The following is a 23,787-nucleotide window of genomic DNA, read 5'->3' on the forward strand; positions in this document are numbered from 1 at the left end:
GGGGGCACCCCCAGTCTTTTAGGGGCGCGGGGAACGGCGCGAGCAACGCCGACCGACCCGCACCCAACACACAGACCTCAGCGCCTGGTCTTTAGGGGCGCGGGGAACTGCGCAGCCCCACCCCCTCACTCCCGCCGGACGGCCCCCGCAAGAATCCACCCCTCCACAGCCTCGTACTGCTTCCGCTGCTCCTCGGCCGCCCCCCGCCCGGAGGCCACCGTGCCGAGCCAGCCGAACAGGAACCCGAGCGGAATGGAGACGATCCCGGTCGTGGTGAACGGGAACCAGGTGAAGTCATGGCCGGGGAAGGCCGAGATGGGCGACCCGGACACCAGGTTCGTACCGGTCATCAGGACGAGCGTGCTCACCGAGCCGCCGATGAGCGTGCACATCAGCCCGGCCCGGGTGTACCGCCGCCAGAACAGGCTGTAGACGAGTGCCGGCGCTATCGCGGACGCGCCCAGGCAGAACGACAGCGTCACCAGCGGCTGCAGACTGTGGTGCTGGACCAGCGTGGCCAGCAGGATCGCCGGGATGCCGACCGCCGCCGCGGACGCCCGCGCCAGCGTCATCTCCCGGCGCGGCGACAACTGCCTCTTGCCGTGTGCGAAGACGTCATGGGCAAGGGAGTTGGCACAGGCGAGGATCATCCCGGCGACGGAGGCGAGCACGGTCAGGAAGATCGCCGCGGTGACGGTGGTGAACAGCAGGGTCTCGGCCGTCGAGACGTCCGCCCCGAACGCGGCCCGCGCGCCCAGCAGATACGCCGTGTTGCCCTGCGGGTCCTCCGCGGCGATCGCCTCCCGCCCGATCAGCGCCGTCGCCCCGAACCCGACGACCGTGATGATCAGCACGAACAGCGCCACGGCCGGCACCGCCCAGGACATCGAACGGCGCACCTGACGCGCGCTGCCCGCCGTGTACATACGCATGGTGATGTGCGGCAGACAGGCCCCGCCAAGCACCACCGTCAGCTCCGAACTGATCATGTCCAGGCGGGGGTTGGGCCCGCCCGCGAACTGCAGCCCCGAGCTCAGGAACGCGGATCCGGCTCCGCTGCTGCTCGCCGCCTGGTCGAACAGGCCGCCGAAGTTCCAGTCGAACTTGTTCAGGATGAGTACGGCGATGACGGCACCCGAGCCGAGCAGCATCACGATCTTCAGGATCTGGATCAGGGCGGTGCCCTTCATGCCGCCGATCGCCGCGTAGCTGATCATCAGCGCGCCGAGTCCGATGATGCAGCCCGTCTTCAGCCCTTCGCTGGAGAAGCCGAGGATGAACGCCAGCAGGTCGCCGGTTCCGGCGAGTTGGACCAGCATCAGCGGGAGCAGCGCGGCCAGCGTCGCCACGCACGCCGTGATGCGTACCGCCCGGCCCGGCATCCGCCGCGCCAGCGCGTCGCCCATGGTGAACCGGCCCGCGTTGCGCAGGGGTTCGGCCAGCAGGAACATCAGCAGCATCAGGGAGAGGGCCGTGCTGAGGGCGAGTACGACCCCGTCGTACCCGAAGAACGCGATCACGCCGCTCGTGCCGAGCACGGTGGCCGCGGAGATGTAGTCGCCCGCGATGGCCAGGCCGTTGCGCATGGGGGAGAGGGAGCCGTAGCCCGTGTAGAACTCGTCGAGGTCGTCCCGGTCCGGGCCCGTCATCACGCACAGCAACAGCGTGATGGTTGCCACGACCGTGAACGCCACGAGCGACATCGCCTGGGCGGAACTGCTGAAGCCGGTCACCTGCCCGCCCCCGCCCGCTTGGTGTCGAGCTCCGTCTGCTTCCGTATCCGCTCGGCGATCGGGTCCACGCCCCGGCGGGCCGTGTACTCGTACAGCGCGATCGCCACGCAGGTGACGGGCATCTGGAACAGGCCGAGCAGCAGGCCGAGGGGCAGCCCGTCGGCCACCTCCCTCGTCATGAACGAGGGCGCCCACGCGGACAGGACGAGGAACAGCGTGAAGTAGCCGAGCGCGGTCAGCGTCGCCACGCGCCGCTGCCAGCGGTACGCGGTGCGCAGCACCCGCAGGTCGCTGTGGTGCCCGAGAGCGGTGTGGCGATGCCGGTTCGGCTGCCGGGCGGGTTCGGGCTCCGGCTGTCGCGGAGCCCACGGATACGTCGGTTCCGTCGGGTACGTCGAGTAGGACGGTGACGAGTTGTGGGGCGGATGGTGCGGTTGAACGGGGTACGACGGGGACGAGTCGTAGGACATCCCGGTTCTCCTTGCGTGGCTCGGGCCCGGTGCGGACCGCAGGGAGCGGGGGGTGAGCGAGGACGCACGCTACTCGCAGGTAGCAGGACTGCGCGAGGGTTTCACCAAACTGTCTGGTCGGTACGCGCTTACTTCGCTGACCTGGGGTGTTACCCCCGTTAACACGCACACTCGTGCCTCTGTCGACCTCTTGTGATCGAAGTGTGAGCAACTTGAGTGCACAGGTGTCACGTCCGACCCGTTACTCTCCTCGTCGATCAAGGAATCCTCATCAAAAATTTAAGATCGCGGGGGGAGTGCGGCGAGTTGACGACGGCGACGAGCCGGGTCGTCGCCCATCTTGAACAGGACGGAAATTGATGAGTGGTACGACTGATCTCGTGATGCCACGACAGGTGCGCTCGGCCCAACTGCTGTTGTTCGGGCTGGCGTTCGCGGGGCTGGTCGTCATGCTCGCGTTGTCGGGCGGGCTGACGTCCTACGGGATGGGCAACATGATCGCCCCGTGGCTGCTGGTCTGGGTGTGCGCGCTGCTCGCCCTGACGTACGACGGCAGCGCGCGGGGCGGCGTCCGGATCACGACCATCGTGGTGATGGTGTTCGTCCTGGTGGGGTCGTTCAGCCAGGCGTCCGGCGCCGCGGCGCCCGGAGAGTTCCTGGACGCCGCACTGCGTATCGCGCTCGGGGTGCCCGTGGTCGTCCTGCTGTTCCTGCCGGAGACTACGGCCTGGTTCGACCGAGCGAAGTGACGAAGGCCGTCCAGGCGGGGGCGGCGAACGTGATGGCGGGGCCGGCCGGGTTCTTGCTGTCCCGGACGGGAATGCGGGCGGGGAGGGCGGAGTCGTTCACTTCGACGCAGTCACCGCCGCTTTCGCCGCTGTAGCTGGACTTGCGCCAGGCCGCGTACGAGGCGGGGTCGGTGACTTCCAGGCATTGGCCGCTCTCGCCGCCGCTGTGGCTGGACTTGCGCCATGCGGGCAGTACGGAGGCGTCCGGGATGGTGTGCTCACTGCGCTTCATTCTCGTAATCCTCCGCGACTGACCTGATCAGGGCCAGGGATTCTCGGTGCGACAACGCGTCACCCAGCGCATGATCGTAAGCCTCCTGGCACTCGCGCACCACGGTCGGTAGCTCCAACACCCTGCCGGTGTTCAAGCCCTCCACGTAGGCGATGGGCGGGAGATCCGCGAACCACATGAGCGAAACGACCCCCTCCAGAAGCGCGTGCGCGCCGACCGAGAATGGGAGTACGTGCACACGGATTCGGCGCTCCTCGCCCAAACTCAGGATGTGACGGAGTTGTTCGCACATCACTGCCGGGCCGCCGATGGGGCGCCGCAGCACCGCCTCGTCAAGCATCGCCCACAGCATCGGTGAGTGAAAGTCTTCGAGGATGCGCGCGCGTTCGAGCCGGGTGGCGAGGAGCTTGTCGCGCTCCTCATCGCTTTTGGGCGGGTGCCCGGAGCCTAGAACCTCGCGTGCGTAGGCCACTGTCTGGAGTAGGCCCGGCACCAACTTGGGTGCGTACACCCGGATTTCCGTCGCCTGGCCTTCGAACTCAAGGGCTTCCGCGAAGTGCTCCGCCACTCTCCTGCCGTCCAGCGTCGGCAGAAACCGTACGAAGAATCCTCCCGCCTCCAGCACCTGATCCAGTCGTTCTGCGTCCTTCGCATCCGGCCTGCGTCGCCCCGCCTCGATGTGCGCGATGTGCGTGCGTGACATCACCGCACGTTGGCTCAGCTCCTCCTGGGTGAGGCCGGCCGCCTCGCGACGCCGTTTCAGTTCCTCGCCGTACTTCTCCCGTGAACGCGGATTGTCCTCGATCGCCATGTGTGCAACTCCCGTACGTGCAGGTTTGCTTGTCACGCTCCGCTGTCTGTCGAGCGTACCCACGGTGACGCCACTCTGTGTCTGGATCGACACAGACAGTGAAAGGCGGCAGCAGTGGAAGCGACGGACGAGAAGGCCCCCGGCCCGTACATCACCCTCCGGGTCTCCCGGGACAGCGGACGGACCTGGGGCCCGCGCATGACGTACGAGCCCGCGCGAGAGGCCCCGCCGATCGAGTCGCCGACGCGATACCCGCTGTGCCGATGCCCCAAGTGCGGCCCCCTCACTTGAGTTGGCTCCTCAGTCCCCGGGGCTCTTGAGCACCGGGAAGCGGCGCGGCGCCACGAACAGCAGGACCAGGAAGGCGAGTCCGGCCGCGCAGGCCGCTCCGAAGTAGACGGAGTGGACGGCCTCCGCGACCGCTCGGCGCACGTGTTCGCCGGAGGCGCCCGAGTCGAGTGCCTTGGTCACCGAGTCCAGGTCGCCCGCGCCGCCGAGCCGGGCGGCCAGTACCCCGTTGGCGACCGCGCCGAAGAGGGCGGCGCCGATCGTCTGGCCGGTCTGGCGGCAGAAGAGTACGGAGGCTGTCGCCGTACCGCGTTCGTTCCATTCGACGCTCGACTGGACGCCGACGAGCAGCGGGAGTTGGAAGAGACCGAGCGCGCCGCCCAGCAGGAACATCAGGAGCGTCGGCTGCCAGGCCTCGCCGGGGTACGGGAGGAAGGGGAAGGCGAACAGGATCAGCGTGGCCGTGCCGATGCCGAGCATGGCCGTGTTGCGGAAGCCGATGCGACGGTAGACGTGCTGGCTGAGGGCCGCCGAGACCGGCCAGCTCAACGTCCATACGGAGAGCACGAATCCGGCGGTGATCGGGGCGAGGCCGAGCACCGACTGCGCGTACGTCGGGAGGAAGACCGTCGGGGCGACCATCAGGAGGCCCAGCGCGCCCAGTGCCAGGTTCACGGCGGCGATCGTGCGGCGGCGCCAGACCCAGCCGGGGATGATCGGTTCGGCGGCCCGGCGTTCGATGAGGACGAGAGCGGCGATCAGGGCAAGTCCCGTACCGAACAAGGCCATTGAGGGTAGTGAGAGCCACGGCCAGGCCACCCCGCCCTGAACCAGGGCCGTCAGGAGTACGCCGCCGCAGGCGAAGACCGTGAGTGCGCCGGCCCAGTCGATGCGCGGGCGCTCGGAGGACTTCCGTTCGCGCTGCGGCTCGTGGAGGTGGCGGATCAGCAGCCAGAGGGCGACCGCGCCGAGCGGCAGGTTGATGAGGAAGATCCAGCGCCAGTCGGCGTAGGCGGCGAGGACCCCGCCGAGCGCCGGGCCCGCGACCGCCGAGGTGGCCCAGACCGTGGACAGCTTGGCCTGGATCTTGGGGCGTTGTTCCAGCGGGTAGAGGTCGGCGGCGAGGGTCTGGACCGTGCCCTGGAGGGCGCCGCCGCCGAGGCCCTGGACGATCCGGAACGCGATCAGCGCGGCCATGTTCCAGGCCAGCGCGCAGAGCAGGGAGCCGAGGAGGAAGAGGACCGAGCCGGCGATCAGCACCGGCTTGCGGCCGAAGGTGTCGGAGAGTTTGCCGTAGACGGGCAGGGTGACCGTCACGGCGAGCAGATAGCCGGAGAACAGCCACGAGAAGACGGAGAAGCCGCCCAGGTCGCCGACGATCTGCGGGACGGCCGTCGACACGATCGTGGAGTCGAGCGCGGCCAGGCCCATGCAGAGCATGAGGGAGGCGACGACGGCCCGTCGGCCTCGGGCCCCGGCCCGCGCGGCGGGCTCGTCCTCCTTGGCGGCGGTTATCTCGGTGTCTTCCCCCTGGCCCACTGGATTCCTTCCCCCTGCATCTATCTGCCGGAAGCCACTCTCCCACTTGACCCTCACGTCGCGGGAGGGTGGACGCTGACTGGGCTGGTGGGTGGAGGCGTCCCTGACAGGGGGTCCACCGGCAGGTGGAGATCCCCTAGGGGGCTCTCCGTACTACGGCCCGGGGAGGGTTCGTACTGCCGGAGGAGGAGACCGGCCGAACCGCTCCTTAACCTGGCTTTATGCCGCTGGGGGGCGGCGTACCGCACCTGCCGGGGTGGGGTTTACCCCAGCAGAAGACTGCGCTGGGCACCAGCGCGGTGGACCACCCGCCGCCGCCAGACTTATCGCTGTAACCGCACGGCGAGAACGAACACCGTGACGGCGCTGTGTGAACGAACACCGCACGACCTACACGACAACCGCAGATCCCGTCGTCCTCAAGGGCGTCCGACTTAGGAGACATACCGTGACATCGGCTGTAACCATTCCCAGGCACGGCAGCACTGGAGGACGTACGGCCGTCGCGGCACGGGCGCGGCAGGTCGTGAAGGCGTACGGGTCCGGTGAGACCCGCGTCGTCGCCCTCGACCAGGTCGACGTGGACATCGCGCGGGGCCAGTTCACCGCGATCATGGGCCCCTCGGGCTCCGGCAAGTCCACCCTGATGCACTGCCTCGCCGGACTCGACACCGTCTCCTCCGGGCAGATCTACCTGGACGAGACCGAGATCACCGGCCTCAAGGACAAGAAGCTCACGCAGCTCCGCCGGGACCGTATCGGCTTCATCTTCCAGGCGTTCAACCTGCTGCCGACGCTGAGCGCGCTGGAGAACATCACGCTGCCGATGGACATCGCCGGCCGCAAGCCGGACAAGGGCTGGCTCGCCCAGGTCGTGGAGACCGTCGGGCTCAAGGACCGGCTCAAGCACCGGCCCAACCAGCTCTCCGGCGGCCAGCAGCAGCGCGTCGCCGTGGCCCGGGCGCTGGCCGCCAGGCCCGAGATCATCTTCGGTGACGAGCCGACCGGAAACCTCGACTCCCGTGCCGGCGCCGAGGTGCTGGGCTTCCTGCGCCGCTCGGTCGACGAGCTCGGCCAGACCATCGTGATGGTCACGCACGACCCGGTGGCGGCCTCGTACGCGGACCGTGTGCTGTACCTCGCCGACGGCCGGATCGTCGACGAGATGTACCGGCCCACCGCGGACGCCGTCCTGGACCGCATGAAGGACTTCGACGCCCGGGGGCGCACGTCATGACCGTCTTCAAGACCTCGATGCGCAACTTCTTCGCGCACAAGGGACGGATGGCCCTGTCGGCCGTCGCCGTCCTGCTGTCGGTGGCCTTCGTGTGCGGCACGCTCGTCTTCACCGACACGATGAACACGACCTTCGACAAGCTCTTCGCGACCACCGCGTCCGACGTCACGATCTCCCCCAAGGCGGCCAAGGCCGACGACACCCCGCAGAACGGCAAGCCCGAGTCGCTGCCCGCGTCGACCGTCACCCAGGCGCAGAAGGCGCAGGGCGTCAAGTCGGCCGAGGGCGCGGTCAGTTCGATGAACGTGACCGTCGTCAACAGCAAGAACAAGAACATGGGGTCCAGCACCGGCGCCCCGACGATCGCGGGCAACTGGACGAAGAACGACCTGCGTTCGATGGAGATCACCTCCGGACACGCTCCGCGCGGGCCCACCGAGGTGATGGTCGACGCCGACACCGCGGACAAGCACGACCTCAAGATGGGTGACGAGCTGCGCACCATCGCCGTCACCGGTGACTTCAAGGCGAAGATCGTCGGCATTGCCACCTTCAAGGTGACCAACCCCGGTGCCGCCGTCGTCTACTTCGACACCGCCACCGCCCAGCGCGAACTGCTCGGCGCCACCGGCCGGTTCACGCAGATCTACGTCTCGGCGGCGCAGGGCGTCACCGACACACAGCTCAAGCAGAACGTCTCCACGACCCTCGCCGGTGCCGAGAAGGCCACCGGGGCGTACAAGATCCAGACGCAGAAGGAGTTCTCGGACGAGAACCGCGAGGGCATCGGCGAGTTCATGAACGTCATCAAGTACGCCATGCTCGGCTTCGCCGGAATCGCCTTCCTGGTCGGCATCTTCCTGATCATCAACACCTTCTCGATGCTGGTCGCCCAGCGCACCCGTGAGATCGGCCTGATGCGGGCGATCGGTTCCTCCCGCAAGCAGGTCAACCGGTCCGTGCTGGTCGAGGCGCTGTTCCTCGGCGTCATCGGCTCGATCCTGGGTGTCGCCGCGGGTGTCGGAATCGCGATCGGCCTGATGAAGCTCATGTCGATGGCGGGCATGAACCTCTCCACCGCCGACCTGACGGTGAAGACCACGACCCCGGTCATCGGCCTGGTCCTCGGTGTCGTCGTCACGGTGCTCGCCGCCTATCTGCCCGCCCGCCGCGCGGGCAAGGTCTCCCCGATGGCCGCGCTGCGCGACGCCGGTACGCCGGCCGACGGCAAGGCCGGCTGGATCCGGGGGATCATCGGCCTCCTCCTGACGGGTGCCGGCGGAGCCGCGCTCTTCACGGCGGCCGGCGCCGACAAGGCCGCGGACGGCTCGATGATGCTCGGCGCCGGTGTGGTGCTCTCGCTGATCGGGTTCGTCATCATCGGCCCGCTGCTCGCCGGTGTCGTGGTCCGGGCCATCAGCGCGATCCTGCTGCGCGGCTTCGGCCCCGTGGGACGGCTGGCGGAGCGGAACGCGCTGCGCAACCCGCGCCGCACCGGCGCCACCGGCGCGGCCCTGATGATCGGCCTCGCGCTGGTCGCCTGCCTCTCCGTGGTCGGCTCCTCGATGGTGGCCTCCGCGACCGAGGAGCTCGACAAGTCGGTCGGCACGGACTTCATCGTCCAGGGCAACCAGCGGATCGTGCCGCAGGCCCAGAAGGCCATCGAGTCGACGCCGGGCCTGGCGCACGTCACCAGCTACAAGGAGGTCGAGGCCAAGCTGACCTCGCCCGACGGCAAGACCGAGGACAGCGACGTGACGGCCGCGGACCCGACGTACGCGAGCGACCTGCGCCGCGAGACGACCGCCGGTGACCTGTCGGCGGCCTACGGCAAGGACGCGATGGCGCTCGGCTCCGAATACGCCAAGAAGCACGGCGTGAAGGTCGGCGACACGATGACCGTCGCCTTCAAGGGCGGCCAGACCGCCAAACTGAAGGTCGCGGCGATCACGAACGACGACGTGGCCATCGACAAGGGCGCGCGGTACATGAGCATCGCCACGATGGAGAAGTACGTCCCGGCCGACAAGATCCCGCCGAACGACATCATGTTCGCCACGGCCAAGGAGGGCCAGGAGAAGACGGCGTACACGGCCCTGAAGAAGGCCCTGGACCCGTACCCGCAGTACCAGGTCCGTGACCAGACCGACTACAAGCAGGAGCTCAAGGACCAGATCGGCCAGCTGCTGAACATGGTCTACGGCCTGCTGGCCCTCGCGATCATCGTGGCGGTCCTGGGTGTCGTGAACACCCTGGCGCTGTCGGTGGTGGAGCGGACCCGCGAGATCGGCCTGATGCGTGCCATCGGCCTCTCCCGCCGCCAGCTCCGCCGCATGATCCGCCTGGAGTCGGTCGTCATCGCCCTCTTCGGAGCGCTGCTCGGCCTCGGACTGGGCATGGGCTGGGGCGCCACCGCCCAGCAGCTCCTCGCCCTGGAGGGCCTGAAGGTCCTCGAGATCCCCTGGCCGACGATCATCGGCGTCTTCATCGGGTCGGCCTTCGTGGGACTGTTCGCCGCGCTCGTGCCCGCGTTCCGGGCGGGCCGGATGAACGTCCTCAACGCCATCGCGACGGACTAGCCCCGGCAGCGGCGGCCGCCTGCACCGCGGCCGCCGCCATCGCCGCCCCAGAGCCACCGTGGACGGGGGTCACGGGGGAAGAGAGCCCGGCACCGGCGAGTCTTCGGACTCCGCGGGTGCCGGGCTCTGGCGTGTTTTCTCGCCCCCGCCGCCCCTACCCATTCCCGTCCCTTACTCGGGGGCTCCGCCCCCGAACCCCCGCTCCTCAAACGCCGGAGAGGCTGAAAGATTGCCTGGACTGGGCTGAAGACTTCGGGGGCTGGGCCGAACTTCTCTAGCCCAGTCCAAGCACATCTCAGCCCGTCCGGCGTTTGAGGACGAGGCCGTTCAGGCCGATTTCCCCACCCACCCCGGTCAACCCACCCACCCTCATCAGCCCCGCCCACCCATCCAGCCCGTCCGGCGTTTGAGGACGAGCGCGGTAGCGCGATGCGGGGGTCTGGGGGCGGCAGCCCCCAGGGGACGGGACGGGTAGGGGCGGCGGGGGCGAGGAACCCCCGGTGTCCACAGGGGCGGGCGTGGCGGACCCCGGCGTCGTACCCTGGACACCCCCGGCCCGTCAGACGTGTCGGGCGGTTCGCGTTGCCCGCCCACATCACCCACCCCGCGCCACCACACCCTCGGAACCTCGGATGGAAGCCTCTTCATGAGCCTGCACGGTCTGCTCGACGCCGTCGTCAAGGACGCCGCACTCACCGAAGCGGTGAAGGCCGCCGGCGACGGCAACCGTATGCACGTCGACCTGGTGGGCCCGCCCGCGGCCCGCCCGTTCGCCGTGGCGGCCCTGGCCCGAGAGGCGGGCCGCACGGTGCTGGCCGTGACGGCCACGGGCCGGGAGGCCGAGGACCTGGCGGCGGCACTGCGGACGCTGCTCCCGGCCGACGGGATCGTGGAGTACCCGTCCTGGGAGACGCTGCCGCACGAGCGGCTCTCCCCGCGCAGCGACACCGTCGGACGCAGGCTCGCGGTCCTCCGCAGGCTCGCGCACCCGCGCCCCGACGACCCGGAGACCGGCCCGGTCTCCGTCGTGGTCGCCCCCGTCCGCTCGGTCCTCCAGCCGCAGGTCAAGGGCCTGGGCGACCTGGAACCGGTGGCCCTGCGGACCGGCCAGACCGCCGACCTCGGTGACGTCGTGGCGGCCCTGTCGGCAGCGGCGTACGCACGGGTCGAGCTGGTGGAGAAGCGCGGCGAGTTCGCCGTACGCGGCGGGATCCTGGACGTCTTCCCGCCCACCGAGGAGCACCCGCTGCGCGTGGAGTTCTGGGGCGACGACGTCGAGGAGATCCGCTACTTCAAGGTCGCCGACCAGCGGTCCCTCGAGGTCGCCGCGCACGGACTGTGGGCGCCGCCCTGCCGCGAGCTGCTGCTCACGGATGACGTACGGGAGAGGGCGGCCCGGCTGGCCGAGGCCCACCCGGAGCTGGGCGAACTGCTCGGCAAGATCGCCGAGGGAATCGCGGTCGAGGGCATGGAGTCCCTCGCGCCCGTCCTCGTCGACGACATGGAACTGCTCATCGACGTCCTGCCCAAGGGCTCCATGGCCGTCGTCTGCGACCCGGAGCGGGTGCGCACACGCGCCTCGGACCTGGTGGCGACCTCCCAGGAGTTCCTCCAGGCGTCCTGGGCGGCGACCGCGGGCGGCGGCGAGGCCCCGATCGACGTCGACGCCGCGTCCCTGTGGGGCATCGCGGACGTACGGGACCGGGCCCGCGAGCTGGACATGATGTGGTGGTCGGTGTCCCCGTTCGCGGCCGACGCGGAGCTGGACGCGGACACGCTGAAGCTCGGGATGCACGCCCCCGAGACGTACCGCGGCGACACCGCGAAAGCCCTCGCCGACACCAAGGGCTGGCTCGCGGACGGCTGGCGCACGGTGTTCGTCACCGAGGCCCACGGCCCGGCGGCCCGTACGGCCGAGGTGCTCGGCAGCGAGGGCATCGCGGCCCGCCTGGAGTCGGACCTCGCCGAGCTCGTCCCCTCCATCGTCCAGGTGGCCTGCGGTTCCATCGACTACGGATTCGTCGACCCGGCGCTGAAGCTCGCCGTGCTCACGGAGACCGACATCTCCGGGCAGAAGGCCGCCGGCAAGGACGGCGCCCGGATGCCGGCCCGCCGCCGCAAGACGATCGACCCGCTCACTCTCGAAACCGGCGACTACATCGTCCACGAGCAGCACGGCGTCGGCCGCTACATCGAGATGGTCCAGCGGACGGTCCAGGGCGCGACCCGCGAGTACCTGGTGGTCGAGTACGCGCCCGCCAAGCGCGGCCAGCCCGGCGACCGCCTCTACATCCCCACCGACCAGCTGGAACAGATCACCAAGTACGTGGGCGGCGAGGCCCCGACCCTGCACCGGCTCGGCGGCGCCGACTGGACGAAGACCAAGGCGCGCGCGAAGAAGGCGGTCAAGGAGATCGCCGCCGACCTCATCAAGCTGTACTCCGCCCGGATGGCGGCCCCCGGGCACGCCTTCGGCGGCGACACACCGTGGCAGCGTGAGCTGGAGGACGCCTTCCCGTACGTCGAGACGCCCGACCAGCTCACCACCATCGCCGAGGTCAAGGAGGACATGGAGAAGACGGTCCCGATGGACCGCCTGGTCTGTGGCGACGTGGGCTACGGCAAGACGGAGATCGCGGTCCGCGCGGCCTTCAAGGCGGTGCAGGACGGCAAGCAGGTCGCCGTCCTCGTGCCCACCACCCTGCTGGTGCAGCAGCACTTCGGCACGTTCTCCGAGCGCTACTCGCAATTCCCGGTGAACGTACGGGCGTTGAGCCGCTTCCAGACCGACACCGAGGCGAAGGCGACGCTGGAGGGCCTGCGCGAGGGCTCGGTCGACGTCGTCATCGGCACGCACCGGCTCTTCTCCGCGGAGACGAAATTCAAGGACCTCGGCCTCGTCATCGTCGACGAGGAGCAGCGGTTCGGCGTCGAGCACAAGGAACAGCTGAAGAAGCTGCGCGCGAACGTGGACGTACTGACGATGTCCGCGACCCCGATCCCGCGCACCCTGGAGATGGCCGTGACGGGCATCAGGGAGATGTCGACGATCACGACACCCCCGGAGGAGCGCCACCCGGTCCTGACCTTCGTCGGCCCGTACGAGGAGAAGCAGATCGGCGCGGCCGTCCGCCGCGAACTGCTGCGCGAGGGTCAGGTCTTCTACATCCACAACCGTGTCGAGTCCATCGACCGGGCGGCGGCGCGACTGCGCGAGATCATCCCGGAGGCGCGCATCGCGACCGCCCACGGCCAGATGTCCGAGCAGTCCCTGGAGCAGGTCGTCGTCGACTTCTGGGAGAAGAAGTTCGACGTCCTCGTCTCCACGACGATCGTCGAATCGGGCATCGACATCTCGAACGCGAACACCCTGATCGTGGAGCGCGGCGACAACTTCGGCCTCTCCCAACTGCACCAGCTGCGCGGCCGGGTGGGCCGTGGCCGCGAGCGGGGATACGCGTACTTCCTCTACCCGCCGGAGAAGCCCCTGACCGAGACGGCCCACGAGCGTCTCGCGACCATCGCCCAGCACACGGAGATGGGCGCGGGCATGTACGTGGCGATGAAGGACCTGGAGATCCGCGGAGCCGGAAACCTGCTGGGCGGCGAGCAGTCGGGTCACATCGCGGGCGTCGGCTTCGACCTGTACGTACGCATGGTCGGCGAGGCCGTCGCGGACTACCGCGCCTCCCTGGAGGGCGGCGTCGTGGAGGAGCCGGCGCTGGAGGTCAAGATCGAGCTCCCGGTCGACGCGCACGTCCCGCACGACTACGCCCCGGGCGAGCGGCTGCGTCTGCAGGCGTACCGGTCGATCGCCTCCGTGAACTCCGAGGAGGACGTCAAGGCCGTACGCGAGGAACTCGTCGACCGCTACGGCAAGTTGCCCGAGCCCGTGGAGAACCTGCTGCTGGTGGCCGGTCTGCGGATGCTCGCGCGCGCCTGCGGTGTCGGCGAGATCGTCCTCCAGGGCAACAACATCCGCTTCGCACCGGCGGAGTTGAGGGAGTCCCAGGAGCTGCGCCTCAAGCGGCTCTACCCGGGGACCGTCATCAAGCCGGCCGCACACCAGCTGCTGGTGCCCCGCCCGAAGACCGCGAAGGTGGGCGGCAAGCCGCTGGTCGGGCGGGAGTTGCTGGGGTGGACCGGGGAGTTCCTGGCTTCGATTCTGGGGTCGTGACACCCAGGTCGCTCTCCTGAAAGGCGGATCAGGAAAAGGCGGCTCAGGAACTGCCCTGGAACAGCAGGCCGCTCAGGAGGCGGAAGACCTCTTCCGGGTCCTGGTCGCCGACCGGGCCGTCCAGGTTGTGGCTGAGCAGCAGCGTGGCGAAGCCGTGGGCCAGGGACCAGGCGGCCACACCGGCGAGGCGGGCGTCGGTGCCGCGACCCTTCGACGGGACGGCGGAGACGGCGTCGCGCAGGCGCTCGCCCGCGAGGGCGCGGGCCGTCGTCAGCTCCAGGTCGTTCCCGCGCAGCAGCTCCGGCGTGAACATCACCTGGAAGTGGGCCGGGTGCTCGCCGGCGAAGCGGACGTAGCGCACGCCAGCGTCCTTCAGATCCGCGGCCTCCGCGAGCGTGGCCGCCAGCAGTCCGTAGCCCTCCGCCGCGATCGCCGTCAGCAGGCCCGTACGGTCCTTGAAGTGGTGGGCCGGCGCCGCGTGCGAGACACCCGCGCGGCGGGCCAGGTCCCGCAGGCTCAGCGCGGAGGGGCCTTCGGCGGAGATGACGTCGAGCGCGGCCGTCACGATCGCGCGGCGCAGGTCCCCGTGGTGGTAGGCGCGGCGTCCGCCGGACTTGGTGGCTGAGGCTGAGGCTGAGGCTGAGTCCGCGGATGGCTCGGATGGCTCGGATGGCTCCGAAAGTCCGGACGGCTCGGACGGTCCGGACGGTCCGGTGGGCCTGGGGGACCCGGCGGGCCCGGTGGACGGCGGGCGGGTGCTCTTCGTCATGGTCAGCAGCGTACGCCGAATCTAGGCATTGACAAGTTTGGTGGGGTCGGGCAATCTAGTCAGTGTCAAGTTGTCGGACGGTCGGGAACGGGCGAAGGGGGTACGTCATGTCTGTGGACGTGGGCGGGGCGGTGCTGGGCGGCGGTGGGGTCGAGCTCGGCAAGGTGCGGCAGATGTGGCATCTGCTTGAGCCTCTGCATGCCGTGCTCTATTACGCGCCGGAGGTCTTCGAGGAGGCGGCCGGGCTGGGTTTCGACGTCGGGGACCGCTGGCCGAGCTACTTCCCGTTGCGTGCGGCCCCGTTGGGCGCCGTCGGGAGCGAGCGTGTCGCCTCCGCCTTCTGCAGCTTCAGTCCTCGTATGGTCGCCGAGCACATGGATCAGGCGTGGCGGACCGCCGATCCTCGGAAGGTTCTGGAGGCGAGGGAGCAGGGCATCGACCGGGCCTACCGAGCGATATTCGGCGACCGCGTCGACAGCCCCGAGCTTGCCGAAGCCGCCGCGCTCGCCCGCCGCGTGGCCGAGTCGGTGAACACCGCCGGGCGCCCCTTGGCCGCCGCCAACGCCGAGTTGCCCTGGCCGGAAGCTCCGCATCAGCAGTTGTGGCACGCGGCGACGATCCTGCGCGAGCACCGCGGAGACGGACACCTGGCCGCGCTGCTCGTCGCCGGCCTCGACCCCGTCGAGTCGCTCGTGTCGTTCGCGGCGATAGGCGCCGCGTCCGTGGAGCGGTTCGAGAGTCGGGGGTGGAGTGCGGGGGAGTGGGCCGCGGCTCGTGAACGGCTCGTGGGGCGGGGGCTGTTGAACGAGGACGGCACCGCGACGGACGCCGGCCGTGCCCTGCGCCAGGAGGTGGAGCGGCACACCGACGAACTGGCCGCCGCACCCTGGCGGGCGCTGGGTCCGGACGACACCGGTCGACTGGCCGATCTGCTGGGGGAGTTCTGGGTCGCGGTCCTCGGGTCGGGGCTGCTGCCGTCGGAGACGACGTTGGGGATCGGGAAGGTGTGAGAGGGACGCCCGACCAACCGGTCACCACCGATGTCACGCCGGTTGTGCACCACTTGCCCGTTGAAGTCCGATGAAGTCCGTTCGCTGCCTGTTATTGCGCCACCCTTTCGCCAGTACGGTGAGGCCCAGGGAAACCGCCCGCTCGGGGCGGACAGGGGCAAGCTAGAGGGAGGGAGCGCCGTGACGCTCTGGACCAGGGTCGCCGGAGCCGCGGTGCTGCTGCTCGCCGCGACCGGCTGCACCGTGGAGACACCGGGTTCCGCCGGCCCCGAGGACTCGGCTGCGGGCGCGAGCGCCGGTGCGGGCGAGGGCACGGGCGCAGGTGGAGCCGCCCTCACTGCCGTCGACGGACTGACCGTCAAGGGGCGGGCACCCATGACGGGATACGACCGGGACAAGTTCGGCAGCCCCTGGGCCGACACCGACTCGAACGGCTGCGACACCCGCGACGACGTACTCAAACGGGACCTGAAGGAGGTGAAGTTCAGCGACGGCGACTGCCAGGTCAGCTCCGGGAAGCTCGATCCCGACCCGTACACCGACAAGGACGTCACCTTCGTACGAGGGGGCCGCAGCGAGGTCGACATAGACCACCTCGTCGCGCTGTCGGACGCCTGGCAGAAGGGCGCCCAGAAGTGGGACGCGAGCAAGCGGATAGCGCTGGCCAACGACCCGCTGAACCTCCTCGCCGTCGACGCCGGCCGCAACCGCAGCAAGGGCGACGGGGACACGGCGACCTGGCTCCCGCCCCACAAGGCCTACCGCTGCACGTATGTGGCCCGGCAGGTGGCCGTGAAGAAGAAGTACGAGCTGTGGGTCACCGCCGCCGAGAGGGACGCCATGAAGCGGGTGCTGGCCGGCTGCCCGGGCCAGAAGCTCCCCTCCGGGGGGACCTCGACACAGGCGCCGAAGCGGTTCCACGCGGGCTGAGCGGGCCCGGTGGGGTGAGCAGCGGGCTGAGGGGCTGACCAGGTGAGCGGGCTGAGCAGGCCGAGTGGGCTGACTTGGGCGAGCGGGGTGACGCGCGGGGCGTGGTCGGACCCGGGCAGCTAAATCCGTTCCGCACCGGCCGAGTCGCCGCCTACCGTGTCCCGCATGGAGCTGAAGGTATCGAGCCTCGCCGAGCGGCCCGAGATGCACGGCCGGGTGACGGGAATGGCGGACACCTGGCCCGAGTTCCTGCGCAACGACCCCGTCGGCAACGCGCACTACGGCCGCATCGCCACCGAGCTGCCGGAGTACGTGCTGTTCGCCGAGGACGAGCGTGGAGAGGTGGTCGCGCACGCCTACAGCGTGCCGTTCGCCCTCGCGGACGAGGACCGCGGCGAGTTGCCGGCCCGGGGCTGGGACGAGGTGCTGGTGTGGGCGTTCTCCGACCGGCGCCACGGCGTCGCGCCGGACACGGTGAGCGCGATCTCGATCGTCGTCGCCCCGCACGCCCAGGGCACCGGCCTGTCGGCCCGCATGCTCTCCGCGATGCGCGACAACGCCCGGGCCCAGGGCTTCGACGAGGTCGTCGCCCCGGTGCGCCCGAGTGCGAAGCATCTGGAGCCGCGTACGGAGATGGCCGAGTACGCCTTCCGGACGCGCGGCGACGGGCTGCCGCACGACCCGTGGCTCCGGGTCCACGTCCGGGCGGGCGCGCGCATCGAGGCGGTGGCGCCGGCGTCGATGACCGTGGCGGCGTCGCTCGACGAGTGGCGGGCGTGGACGGGGCTGCCCTTCGACGAGGAGGGTCAGGTCGAGGTGCCCGGCGCACTGGTGCCGGTGCACTGCGAGCCGCGCCGCGGGTACGCGGTGTACGTCGAGCCCAACGTGTGGGTGCGGCATGCGCTTTGAGGCGCGCCCTGAAGGCGCGCCCTGAAGGCGCGCCCCATCGGCGTCCGTCTCCGCTCCGTCGGCCCCATCGGGTTCCGTCGGACCGGGCGGTGTTCCGTCAGCCGCCCATCTCGTCCAGGTCCAAGACCTTGCCCGCGGGCTTCTCGGCCGGGACCGGGGTGTCGAAGTCGCCGAAGGTGACCGTGCCCGGGTCGTCGGCGGACTTGCTGACGACCTTCAGCAGGTAGGGCTTGCCCTCGGTGGCGACGTAGAGCGTGTAGGTGTCCTTGCCGTCCTTCTCGTGGAGGACGATCGCCGGGGTGCCGTCGACCGTGGTCGTCTTGCCGCGGGTGGCATCGGAGTTGACGTCCTGGAAGTCCGCGAGCACGGTGTCGAGGTCGCAGAAGCTCGCGATGTCCTTGGCGTCCGAACCGGTCGCGGACATCTTGGTCCACTTGTCGGCCAGCATGGCCACCACTCCGTCGGTCTCCTCCTTGGACGCGCCGTCGCTCTGGGCGCGCAGGAACTTCTCGTCGTACTTCATGTAGAGGGTGTCGCCGGTCTTGACGAGGTCGGCCTTGCCCTGGCCGTTCGCGCTCATCGTGCCCGCGCACTCGCCCTTCCTGTCGAGGGCCATGTCCAGGCCGACGCGGCTGCCGTCGTCCTGGATGTCGCCCTTCATGCGCAGCGACGAGGCGTTCGAGGTGGCCTTCACGGCCTGGTCGGCGATCTCGCCGCCGGTCTGCCCGGCGAACGGGCCCTTCGGCTTGCTGTCCGCCTTCTCCTCCCCGGGCAGACAGCCGGTGAGCGAGACGGCGGCCGTGGCGGCGATGCAGAGAGCGGCAAGTGCGGTGCGACGCATGACAGTTCCTTGAAGTGTCGAGGTGAAGAGAAAAGAAGAGAAGAGAAGAGAAGGGGAGAGGGCGCGTAGGCGCGACAAGCGGTGGAGAGACGGCGCTCGGCGTCAGCCGGTCTTCTTCCAGTCCTTGCAGCCCGTGGTCTTGAAGTACGCGTCGCCGGCGGCGACGCTCACGACAGCCGTGCCGGACACGTTGTTGTTCGCGAGGATCGACTCGATGGAGTGCGCGGCGTCCTTGGTGCGCTCCCAGTAGCAGAGGTCGTCGGTGTTGCCCGTGGACTTGTAGGTGCCTGGGGCGATGTCGACGCCGACTCTGTGCATCCCGCCGTCGCCCTTGACCAGCGCGGCCGGGGTGCCGGTGGCCTTCGTGTCGACGGCCTCCCAGTCCTTGCAGCCGCTCGACTTGAAGAGCTTGTCTCCCGCCGGGATCGTCACGTAGCTGGTGCCGCTGACGTTGTCGTTGGCGAGGATCGAGTCCATCTCGCCCGAGGCGTCCTTGGCGCGCTCCCAGTAACAGAGGCCGCCCGTGTTGCCCGTGGTGCGGTAGGTGCCGGGCTTGACGTCGGTGCCGACCTCGAAGTCGCCGTCGCCCCGGAACGCCGCCTTCTTCTCGGCCTTGCCCGCCTTGACGTCCTTCTTCGTGTCCGCGTCCGCCTTGGTGCCGGACCTGGTGTCGGACTTCGTGCCGGACCCGCGCTCCGCGGAGGCCGCGGAGTCCTTGCCCTTGCCGCCGGAACCGCTGTCCCCGTCGTCCCCCGCGTTCGCCGACACCGCGCCGATGACGACGACGCTCACGACGACCCCCAGCGCGATCTTCCCCTTGGCGCCCATGACAGTCCCCTCCCCCAGAGGTGACGGCCGCCGTTCTCGGCGGTCGTTCACCCGATGGGTCAATCACAGCAGAGCCTGTGAACCGAGTCAACACGGTTCACGTAGAAGTGTGAGTACACGGCCGTGAATGGGTCGTGACCGCATGCGTCGGTATGCTCGACGCCACACACCAGGACAAGGGGAGCCGACGGGTGCAGGAGAACGGGACAGAGGTCACCGCGGCGGGAATCGCCAGACTCGCCGGAGTCGGCCGGGCCGCCGTCAGCAACTGGCGCCGCCGCCACGCCGACTTCCCCAAACCCGTCGGCGGCACCGAGACCAGCCCCTCCTTCGCGCTCACCGAGGTCGAGACCTGGCTGCGCACCCAGGGCAAGCTCGCCGAGGTGCCCCTGCGCGAGCGCGTATGGCAGCAGCTCGCCGGCCACCCGGAGGGCCCGGTCACCGCCCTCGTCCACGTCGGCTGCGCGCTCCTGCTCGTCAACGACCGCCCCACGGTCTGGCTGGAGCTGAGCGCCGGCTCCGACGCGCGCCTCGCCGAACTGCTGCCCGCGCCTCTCGACCAGGTCCTCACCCCACGCTTCGGCCTGGTCCGCAAACGGGCCGTGGACACGCCGACCGCCGCCCAACTCCGCCCGTCCGCCCCCCTGTTGCGCGGCGCCGTCGACCTCGCGGCCGAGCTGGGCGCCCGCAAGGCGTACGAGTTCCTGCTCCGAAGGCACCTCGACGCCAACCCGCGCCAGTACACGCTCACACCGACCGGCCTCGCCGCCCTGATGGCCGATCTCGCGGGCCCCGCCAGGACCGTCCTCGACCCGGCGTGCGGCACCGGCGCCCTGCTGCGCGCGGTGGCCGCCGCCCAGGACACCAAGGGCATCGAGGACCAGCACCTGTACGGCCAGGACAGCGCCCCCGAACTGGCCGCCCTCACCGCACTGCGCCTCGCCCTCCACGCGGAGGCCACCGTGACGACCGTGCGCACCGCTGCCGCCGACAGCCTCCGCGACGACACGTACGGCACCCTCACGGCAGACGCCGTCCTCTGCCATCCGCCGTTCAACGAGCGCAACTGGGGCCACGACGAACTCGCCTACGACCCCCGCTGGGAGTACGGCTTCCCGGCCCGCACCGAGTCCGAACTGGCCTGGGTCCAGCACGCGTTGGCCCGCCTCAAGGAAGGCGGCATCGCCGTCCTCCTGATGCCCCCGGCCGCCGCCTCCCGCCGCTCCGGCCGCCGCATCCGCGCCGACCTGCTGCGCCGCGGTGCCCTGCGCGCGGTGATCGCCCTGCCGCCGGGCGCGGCACCCCCGTACAACCTCCCGCTGCACCTGTGGGTGCTGCGCAGGCCCGCCCTCACGGCGCACCCCGCGCAGCCCGAGGTGCTGCTCGCCGACACCGGTGCGTTCACGGCGGACGGCCGCGGCGGCCTCGACTGGCAGTCCGTGCGCACCGCGGTCCTCGACGCCTGGCGCCCCTTCGACCGCACCGGCACCGCGCCCGAACAGCCGGGGCTCAGCCGCTCGGTGCCGGTCATCGAACTCCTCGACGACGACGTGGACCTGGCCCCGGCCCGCCATCTGCCGCCCCCCGCGGCGGGCGGCGGAGCCGAGCAGCTGGCCGACGTACGGGACCGCCTCGGCGAGTCCCTCCGCCGCACCGGCGACCTCACCCCGCCCGTCGCCGACCCGCGTCCGCCGACCCGCTGGCCGCTCACCACGATCGGCGAACTCGCGCGCGGGGGTGCACTCCAGCTGCGTACGGGCGGAAACGGCGGCCACGCGCGCGTGCGCGTCCTCACCGACCACGACGTCCTCGCCGGAACAGCGCCCTCCGGAACGCTGCCCGAGAGCGACGAGGAACCCGTCCTCACCGAGCCCGGGGACGTCGTCGTCCCCGTGCTCGGCGGCGGCGCCATCGCGCGCGTGGTCGACGAGGCGACCGCGGGCGCCGCCCTCGGCCGCAACCTCGCGCTGCTGCGGCCCGACCCGGCCGCCCTCGACCCGTGGTTCCTCGCCGGCTTCCTGCGCGGCACCGCCAACAACCGCCAGGCCAGCAGCTACGCGTCCACCGCGACCCGCCTCGACGCCCGCCGCCTCCAGGTGCCCCGGCTGCCACTGGACCAGCAGCGCACGTACGGCGAACGGTTCAGGGCGCTCGCCGAGTTCGAGGAGGCGCTACGACTCGCCGGGCGCCTCGGCGAGCAGCTGGTGCGCGGCATGTACGACGGCCTGACGGACGGCACTGTCGAGCCCGGCTGAGACGGTTGGGGCGGACGGAGTGATCAGCACGACAACGGTTCGGTACAACCCGGGAACAGTTGTCCTTGTCGGCCTATACGCTCGGACTTCCAACTCGTAGGTTCGTCCTCCGTCCGTCCTTCGTACTGCCTTCGTCCGTCCTCATCAGGCCTCCAGGAGCAACCATGCAAGGCCACGGCCAGGCGCAGCCGGTGAAGCCGCCACCCTCGACCGGGTTGCTGGTCTTCCTGCGTGTGTTCTTCGTGGTGATCTCGGTGTGCAGCTTCGGCCTGCTCGGCTGGACGATGATGCTGCGCCTGGCACTCGTGACCCGCAAGTCCCTCGACTGGGGTCTGTTCGTGGCCACCCTCGCGGCCGAGATCCTCGGCCTCGTCCTCCTCGGCACGGAGGGTGGCGACGAGATCCACACCCCGGGCGGCTGGCTGGGCCTCGCCCTGCTCCTCGGCTCGCTCGTGGTCGTGATCTCGTACTACCTCTCGGCCGACATCCGCCACTTCCACCAGCTCAGCTACCCGACAGCGGGCTACGCGCAGCATCAGCAGGGCCCGGCGCCCGTGTACGGCTACCCGCAGCAGCAGTCGCCGTACAACTCCGCGACGGGCCCGCACACCCCGGTGCCCCCGAGCACGCAGATACCCCAGACCGGCACGCCGACCCCGACCCCGCCGCCCCAGCCGCAGCGCCCCGCGCCGGCCCGGATCGACCAGGTGCGCGCCGAGCTCGACGAGCTGAGTGACTATCTCCGCAAGCACGAGGACGGCAGGTGACCGTGGCGCCGGGACGTGTGATCACCGGCCGCTACGAACTGTCCACGCTCATCGGGCAGGGCGGCATGGGCCAGGTGTGGACGGCGTACGACCAGCGCCTCGACCGGCGCGTCGCCGTCAAGCTGCTGCGCCCCGACAAGGTCGCGGGCGCGGAGGCCGACGAACTGCGCCGCCGCTTCGTGCGCGAGTGCCGCGTCACCGCCCAGGTCGACCACCCCGGCCTGGTCACCGTCCATGACGCGGGCAGCGAGGGCGAGGAGCTGTTCCTCGTCATGCAGTACGTCGACGGCGCCGACCTCGCCGACCACCTCGCCGAACACGACCCGTACCCGTGGCAGTGGGCCGTCTCGGTCGCCGCCCAGCTGTGCGCCGTGCTGTCCGCGGTGCACGCCGTGCCGATCGTCCACCGCGACCTCAAGCCGCGGAACGTGATGGTCAAGCAGGACGGCACGGTCACCGTCCTCGACCTCGGCGTCGCGTCCGTCATGGACACGGACACCACCCGCCTCACCCACACCGGTTCACCCATCGGCTCGCCCGCCTACATGGCCCCCGAGCAGGCGATGGGCGGCGCGGTCGGCCCGTACACGGATCTGTACGCGCTCGGGGTGCTGCTGCACGAACTCCTCAGCGGAGACGTGCCGTTCTCGGGCTCCACCGCCCTCGGTGTCCTCCACCGCCACCTCTACGAACCGCCCCTCCCGGTCCGCCGGCTGCGCCCCGAGGTCCCGGAGGCGCTCGAAGCGCTCGTGCTGCGGCTGCTCTCCAAGGACCCGCAGCACCGCCCGGACTCCGCGCAGGAGACGTACGAGCAACTGCTGCCCCTGCTTCCCGCGCGCGGGATCCCGTCCGGCGGCCCGCTCGACCCCACGCGCCCCTTCCTGCGCCCGCACGCCCCCTGGCCGGACCGCGCCAGGACCCCCGCGGCCCAGCCTCAGGCCACCCCGGCCGCCGAGAAGCCCGACGTCGCGGGCGCCGTCGACGAGGTCAAGCGCCTCCTCGGCGAGGGCCGCATCACCCAGGCCGTCGACATCCTCGGCGGCATCCTCCCGGCCGCCGCCGCCCAGCACGGCGAGCACTCACCCGTCGTCCGCACCCTGCGCAAGCAGTACGCGGCCACGCTGATGGACGACGGCCAGTACCGCCGAGCCCTGCCCGAACTCCGCCTCCTCGCCGACGAGCGCGCGGCCGAGGCGGGCCAGGCGGATCCGCAGTCCCTGCGCTTCCGCTACGAGGCCGCCCAGTGCCTGGAACAGCTCGGTGAACCGGCGGCCGCCCTCGCCGAGTACCGCGCGCTGCTCCCGTACTACGAGAACCAGTACGTCGCCCAGGACGCCGAGCTCTCCTTCGAGGTCCGCCGCCGCATCGGCCACCTGCTGCTCGCCCTCGGCGACCGCGCCGCCGCCCGCGACACCCTGGCCCGCCTCCAGTACGACGCCGAACGGCTGCGCGGCCCCGGCCATCCGCTGGTCGCCGAGATCAGCCGGACCCTGCAATGGCTGGGACAGGTCCGCGGCTGATCTGCCCCGAAAGGCATTGAGCCCGGGGCCGATCGCACGCCTTCCAGCAGGTTTTGCGCCAGCTTGGCCCAATCTTGTGGTGATCGGGATCAGCGGTTTCCCGA

Annotated in this window: 18 protein-coding genes; 10 read left to right on the top strand and 8 right to left on the bottom strand. The window is 70.4% G+C overall.

The window, feature by feature from the left end; translation table 11 throughout:
- Nucleotides 1-125 precede the first annotated feature (125 nt).
- The gene (locus ACN20J_RS29535; RefSeq protein ID WP_419668985.1) at nt 126-1,703 is read right to left on the bottom strand and encodes a cation acetate symporter; all 1,578 of its coding nucleotides are present in this window, start codon (nt 1,701-1,703) and stop codon (nt 126-128) included.
- Between the two features lie 26 nt (nt 1,704-1,729).
- Entirely contained in the window at nt 1,730-2,203 is a 474-nt protein-coding gene (locus ACN20J_RS29540) for a DUF485 domain-containing protein (protein ID WP_190229144.1), read from the bottom strand.
- A gap of 359 nt (nt 2,204-2,562) precedes the next feature.
- On the opposite strand from ACN20J_RS29540, the gene ACN20J_RS29545 reads away from it, so the two are divergent.
- A complete protein-coding gene (locus tag ACN20J_RS29545) occupies nt 2,563-2,952 on the top strand; it encodes a hypothetical protein (RefSeq protein WP_190229145.1) in 390 nt (129 codons plus the stop codon).
- Here ACN20J_RS29545 and ACN20J_RS29550 read toward each other — a convergent pair.
- The 3 genes from ACN20J_RS29550 to ACN20J_RS29560 form a co-directional block, all read right to left on the bottom strand.
- A complete protein-coding gene (locus ACN20J_RS29550) occupies nt 2,924-3,223 on the bottom strand; it encodes a DUF397 domain-containing protein (RefSeq protein ID WP_419667202.1) in 300 nt (99 codons plus the stop codon). The two genes, ACN20J_RS29545 and ACN20J_RS29550, sit on opposite strands and share 29 nt — an antisense overlap.
- A complete protein-coding gene (locus ACN20J_RS29555; protein WP_419667203.1) occupies nt 3,210-4,034 on the bottom strand; it encodes a helix-turn-helix domain-containing protein in 825 nt (274 codons plus the stop codon). The genes ACN20J_RS29550 and ACN20J_RS29555 overlap by 14 nt, the downstream gene beginning before the upstream one ends.
- Nucleotides 4,035-4,334: 300 nt before the next feature.
- Complete coding sequence (locus tag ACN20J_RS29560; RefSeq protein ID WP_361909669.1) at nt 4,335-5,837, bottom strand: MFS transporter; 1,503 nt, start codon at nt 5,835-5,837, stop codon at nt 4,335-4,337.
- Nucleotides 5,838-6,309: 472 nt separating this feature from the next.
- Between ACN20J_RS29560 and ACN20J_RS29565 the strand changes: the two genes are divergently transcribed.
- The 3 genes from ACN20J_RS29565 (at nt 6,310) to mfd (ending at nt 13,854) form a co-directional block, all read left to right on the top strand.
- Complete coding sequence (locus tag ACN20J_RS29565; protein ID WP_055613522.1) at nt 6,310-7,098, top strand: ABC transporter ATP-binding protein; 789 nt, start codon at nt 6,310-6,312, stop codon at nt 7,096-7,098.
- Nucleotides 7,095-9,677, top strand: a complete 2,583-nt coding sequence (locus ACN20J_RS29570) for an ABC transporter permease (RefSeq protein WP_189837116.1) — start codon at nt 7,095-7,097, stop codon at nt 9,675-9,677. Before ACN20J_RS29565 ends, ACN20J_RS29570 begins: the two co-directional genes overlap by 4 nt.
- A 646-nt stretch (nt 9,678-10,323) precedes the next feature.
- Entirely contained in the window at nt 10,324-13,854 is a 3,531-nt protein-coding gene (mfd, locus tag ACN20J_RS29575) for a transcription-repair coupling factor (RefSeq protein WP_362001690.1), read from the top strand.
- A gap of 43 nt (nt 13,855-13,897) precedes the next feature.
- On the opposite strand, the gene ACN20J_RS29580 is transcribed toward mfd, so the two are convergent.
- Nucleotides 13,898-14,434: a TetR/AcrR family transcriptional regulator gene (locus ACN20J_RS29580; protein WP_246575186.1), complete on the bottom strand. Its 537-nt coding sequence runs from the start codon at nt 14,432-14,434 to the stop codon at nt 13,898-13,900.
- Between the two features lie 296 nt (nt 14,435-14,730).
- Here ACN20J_RS29580 and ACN20J_RS29585 point away from each other — a divergent pair, with 296 nt between their 5' ends.
- From ACN20J_RS29585 to ACN20J_RS29595, 3 genes are all read left to right on the top strand, one after another.
- Complete coding sequence (locus tag ACN20J_RS29585) at nt 14,731-15,633, top strand: SCO6745 family protein (protein WP_419667204.1); 903 nt, start codon at nt 14,731-14,733, stop codon at nt 15,631-15,633.
- A gap of 180 nt (nt 15,634-15,813) precedes the next feature.
- A complete protein-coding gene (locus ACN20J_RS29590; RefSeq protein WP_246575171.1) occupies nt 15,814-16,563 on the top strand; it encodes an HNH endonuclease family protein in 750 nt (249 codons plus the stop codon).
- A 165-nt stretch (nt 16,564-16,728) separates the two neighbouring features.
- Nucleotides 16,729-17,472, top strand: coding sequence for a GNAT family N-acetyltransferase (locus ACN20J_RS29595; protein ID WP_364198153.1), 744 nt, complete (start codon nt 16,729-16,731; stop codon nt 17,470-17,472).
- Between the two features lie 97 nt (nt 17,473-17,569).
- Here the strand turns inward: ACN20J_RS29595 and ACN20J_RS29600 are convergent, their stop codons facing one another.
- Both ACN20J_RS29600 and ACN20J_RS29605 read right to left on the bottom strand, forming a co-directional pair.
- Nucleotides 17,570-18,313, bottom strand: a complete 744-nt coding sequence (locus tag ACN20J_RS29600) for a hypothetical protein (RefSeq protein WP_419667205.1) — start codon at nt 18,311-18,313, stop codon at nt 17,570-17,572.
- Between the two features lie 102 nt (nt 18,314-18,415).
- Nucleotides 18,416-19,141: a hypothetical protein gene (locus tag ACN20J_RS29605; protein ID WP_419667206.1), complete on the bottom strand. Its 726-nt coding sequence runs from the start codon at nt 19,139-19,141 to the stop codon at nt 18,416-18,418.
- A 191-nt stretch (nt 19,142-19,332) separates the two neighbouring features.
- On the opposite strand from ACN20J_RS29605, the gene ACN20J_RS29610 reads away from it, so the two are divergent.
- The 3 genes from ACN20J_RS29610 to ACN20J_RS29620 all read left to right on the top strand — a co-directional run bounded on the left by ACN20J_RS29610 (nt 19,333) and on the right by ACN20J_RS29620 (nt 23,683).
- Nucleotides 19,333-21,396, top strand: a complete 2,064-nt coding sequence (locus tag ACN20J_RS29610; protein WP_362306085.1) for an N-6 DNA methylase — start codon at nt 19,333-19,335, stop codon at nt 21,394-21,396.
- A gap of 164 nt (nt 21,397-21,560) precedes the next feature.
- Nucleotides 21,561-22,163 carry a hypothetical protein gene (locus ACN20J_RS29615; protein WP_419667207.1) on the top strand — a complete coding sequence of 201 codons (603 nt, stop codon included), beginning with the start codon at nt 21,561-21,563 and terminating at the stop codon, nt 22,161-22,163.
- A gap of 38 nt (nt 22,164-22,201) precedes the next feature.
- On the top strand, nt 22,202-23,683 hold the full coding sequence (locus tag ACN20J_RS29620) for a serine/threonine-protein kinase (RefSeq protein WP_257678052.1): 1,482 nt from the start codon (nt 22,202-22,204) through the stop codon (nt 23,681-23,683).
- Nucleotides 23,684-23,787: the final 104 nt, after the last annotated feature.

The sequence above is a fragment of the Streptomyces sp. 2-1 genome (assembly GCF_048564895.1).
Classification (GTDB): Bacteria; Actinomycetota; Actinomycetes; order Streptomycetales; family Streptomycetaceae; genus Streptomyces; species Streptomyces phaeochromogenes.

Bases quoted from the DNA above. Each gene is read 5' to 3' on its own strand.
- ACN20J_RS29540 (WP_190229144.1), bottom strand. From the start codon at position 2,203: ATGTCCTACGACTCGTCCCCGTCGTACCCCGTTCAACCGCACCATCCG.
- ACN20J_RS29585 (WP_419667204.1), top strand. From the start codon at position 14,731: ATGTCTGTGGACGTGGGCGGGGCGGTGCTGGGCGGCGGTGGGGTCGAG.
- ACN20J_RS29615 (WP_419667207.1), top strand. From the start codon at position 21,561: ATGCAAGGCCACGGCCAGGCGCAGCCGGTGAAGCCGCCACCCTCGACC.
- ACN20J_RS29555 (WP_419667203.1), bottom strand. From the start codon at position 4,034: ATGGCGATCGAGGACAATCCGCGTTCACGGGAGAAGTACGGCGAGGAA.
- ACN20J_RS29595 (WP_364198153.1), top strand. From the start codon at position 16,729: ATGGAGCTGAAGGTATCGAGCCTCGCCGAGCGGCCCGAGATGCACGGC.
- ACN20J_RS29605 (WP_419667206.1), bottom strand. From the start codon at position 19,141: ATGGGCGCCAAGGGGAAGATCGCGCTGGGGGTCGTCGTGAGCGTCGTC.
- mfd (WP_362001690.1), top strand. From the start codon at position 10,324: ATGAGCCTGCACGGTCTGCTCGACGCCGTCGTCAAGGACGCCGCACTC.
- ACN20J_RS29535 (WP_419668985.1), bottom strand. From the start codon at position 1,703: ATGTCGCTCGTGGCGTTCACGGTCGTGGCAACCATCACGCTGTTGCTG.
- ACN20J_RS29570 (WP_189837116.1), top strand. From the start codon at position 7,095: ATGACCGTCTTCAAGACCTCGATGCGCAACTTCTTCGCGCACAAGGGA.
- ACN20J_RS29545 (WP_190229145.1), top strand. From the start codon at position 2,563: ATGAGTGGTACGACTGATCTCGTGATGCCACGACAGGTGCGCTCGGCC.
- ACN20J_RS29550 (WP_419667202.1), bottom strand. From the start codon at position 3,223: ATGAAGCGCAGTGAGCACACCATCCCGGACGCCTCCGTACTGCCCGCA.
- ACN20J_RS29600 (WP_419667205.1), bottom strand. From the start codon at position 18,313: ATGCGTCGCACCGCACTTGCCGCTCTCTGCATCGCCGCCACGGCCGCC.